The 2,454-nt window shown below is 69.9% G+C and carries 2 protein-coding genes; one reads left to right on the top strand and one right to left on the bottom strand.

Features of this window, described 5'->3' with window-relative positions:
* Window positions 1-2,033: NAD(+) synthase (locus NQ160_RS22275; RefSeq protein WP_257517221.1), on the bottom strand; the 2,033-nt coding region annotated here is incomplete at its 3' end.
* 76 nt (window positions 2,034-2,109) lie between these two features.
* Here NQ160_RS22275 and NQ160_RS22270 point away from each other — a divergent pair.
* Window positions 2,110-2,454, top strand: a 345-nt coding sequence (locus NQ160_RS22270; RefSeq protein WP_257517220.1) for a hypothetical protein, incomplete at its 3' end; no start/stop codon positions are given.

The following is a 2,454-nucleotide window of genomic DNA, read 5'->3' as shown; positions in this document are numbered from 1 at the left end:
GCGTTGCCGTCGCTGGGAGCCCGCCAGTCGCCGCGCGGCGACAGCGATCCGGCTGCTGCGACCTTCGGGCCGTTCGGGATCGCGGAGCGCTTGAACTGCGCGAACCCGAAGTAGCGCTGCAGGAACACCCGCAGCCACCGCACGATCGTCTCTCGGTCGTAGCCGTACCGCTCGTCGTCGGGGAACCCGGCCGGCCAGGTGCCGGCATCCGGATCCGCCCACGCGTGCTCGGCGAGGAAGGCGATCTTCGACGGCCGGAACCCGTAGCGCAGCACGTACGCCAGCGTGAAGTCGTGCAGGGCGTAAGGCCCGATGGTGTCCTCTGTGGACTGCACCTTGCCGTCTTCGCCCGCGGGCACGAGTTCGGGACTGATCTCGGTGTCGAGCACCGAGCGCAGCACCGACACCGCCTCGTCGGACAGGCGGGTCGCGGCATCGTCGGCGGCCCCGCCACTGCCGGGCCGGTGGGCGATGACCCAGCGGATGATGTGCTGAATCAGGGTCTTCGGAACTCCGACGTTGACCGCGTAATGGCTCATGTGGTCGCCGACCCCGTAGGTCGCCCAGCCCAGCGCCAGCTCGGACAGGTCGGACGTGCCGATCACGATGCCGTTCTCGCGGTTGGCGATGCGGAAGAGGAAGTCGGTGCGGATGCCGGCCTGCACGTTCTCGAACGTGACGTCGTACACCGGCTCGCCCGAGGCATACGGATGCCCGATGCCCTTGAGCAGCTCGTTGGCGGCCGGGCGGATGTCGATCGTCTGGATGCTGGCGCCGATCGCCTCTGCCAGCGCGATCGCGTTGGACTTCGTGTGCTCGCTCGTGGCGAAGCCGGGCATCGTGTAAGCCAGGATGTCGCGGCGCGGGCGGCCCATGCGGTCCATGGCCCGCGCGACGACCAGCAGCGCATGGGTGGAGTCGAGGCCTCCGCTCACGCCGATCACCGGCCGCGGCCCGCCGATCGCGCGCATGCGCTGCTCGAGTCCCGAGACCTGGATGTTGAACGCCTCGTAGCAGTCCTGGTCGAGCCGGGCGGGGTCGTCCGGCACGAAGGGGAAGCGGTCCAGCGGCCGGCGCAGCCCGACGTCGGTCGCCGGCGGGTCGAGGAAGAGCTCGACCGTGAGGAACTCGCCGCCGTCGGCGATGCGGTTGTCGTCGAAGGTTCCCTGGCGCAGGCGCTCCTGTCGCAGCCGGTCGAGGTCGACGTCGACAACAGTCCGCCGAGGGCCTTCGGGGAAGCGCTCGGTCTCGCCGAGCAGCGCCCCCGCCTCGTAGATCATGGTCTGCCCATCCCACGACACGTCGTTGGTGGACTCGCCCATGCCGGCGGCCGCGTAGGCGTACGCGGCCAGGCACCGCAGTGACTGCGACTGGCAGAGGATCTTGCGGTCATCGGCACGGCCGATCGTGATGGGACTTCCCGAGAGGTTGGCCAGCACCGTGGCGCCGGCCAGAGCCGCCCGTGACGACGGCGGGATGGGGACCCAGACGTCCTCGCACACCTCGGCGTGCAGCACGAGGCCCGGCACGTCGCGCACGTCGAACAGCAGGTTGTTGCCGAACACGGTCTCGAGCTGACCGACCCGGATGGAATCTCCCGCCCACGGCTCACCCGGCGCGTACCAGCGCCGCTCGTAGAACTCCCGATAGGTCGGCAGGTAGGACTTCGGCGCGACGCCCACCAGCTCGCCGCGGTGGATCACGACCGCGCAGTTGTAGAGCCGATTGCGGTGCCGCAGCGGGGCACCGACGACGAGCACGGGGAAGAGGTCGACGGATGCCACGACCAGGCGCTCGATCGCCTGCTCGACGGCATCCAGCACGGCGTCCTGCATCACGAGGTCCTCGATCGAGTAACCGGTGAGGCACAGCTCGGGAAAGAGCGCGACGGCCACCGATTCGTCGTGGCACTCGCGCCATGACTGAAGCACCGCCTCGGCGTTGGTGGCCGGGTCGGCGACTGCCAGCGGGACCGTGCACGCGGCGATGCGCGCGAAGCCGTGCCGGTAGATGCTCTCGAAGGGGAGGCTCATGGCTCCAGTCTGGCAGGGGGCCGGGGCGGCCGAGGGAGGGGTTGCATCCGCTTTCCGAGGCGCACATACTTTCCAGATGGAAACCAAAGGTGCCATCCACCCGCCGACTCCTGACCAGGCGGCGGACCAGCTTGCGCGCGTCGCCGACACCCGGCGGCGGATGCAGGCCGACCCGAGCCGGCGTGCACTGGCGCTGTACGCGGCCTGGAGCTCCGTGGCCTTCGCGGCGTACCTGCTCGTCTTCCTTCTGGCATGGCCGCCGTCCGACGGGGTCTTCTCTCCAGGGCTCGCTCTCATGCCCTTGTTGCTGTTCACCGCCCTCGCGCAGGGCGCCGTCGCGGGGCGGGGAGCCCGGTTCCGCCCCGGCCGCACCGAATGGCTGATCATGACCGCGGCGGTCGTGATCGTCTTCGCCTCGATC

Source organism: Microbacterium sp. zg.Y909 (genome assembly GCF_024626565.1).
This window is presented reverse-complemented; position numbering and strand designations above follow the sequence as displayed.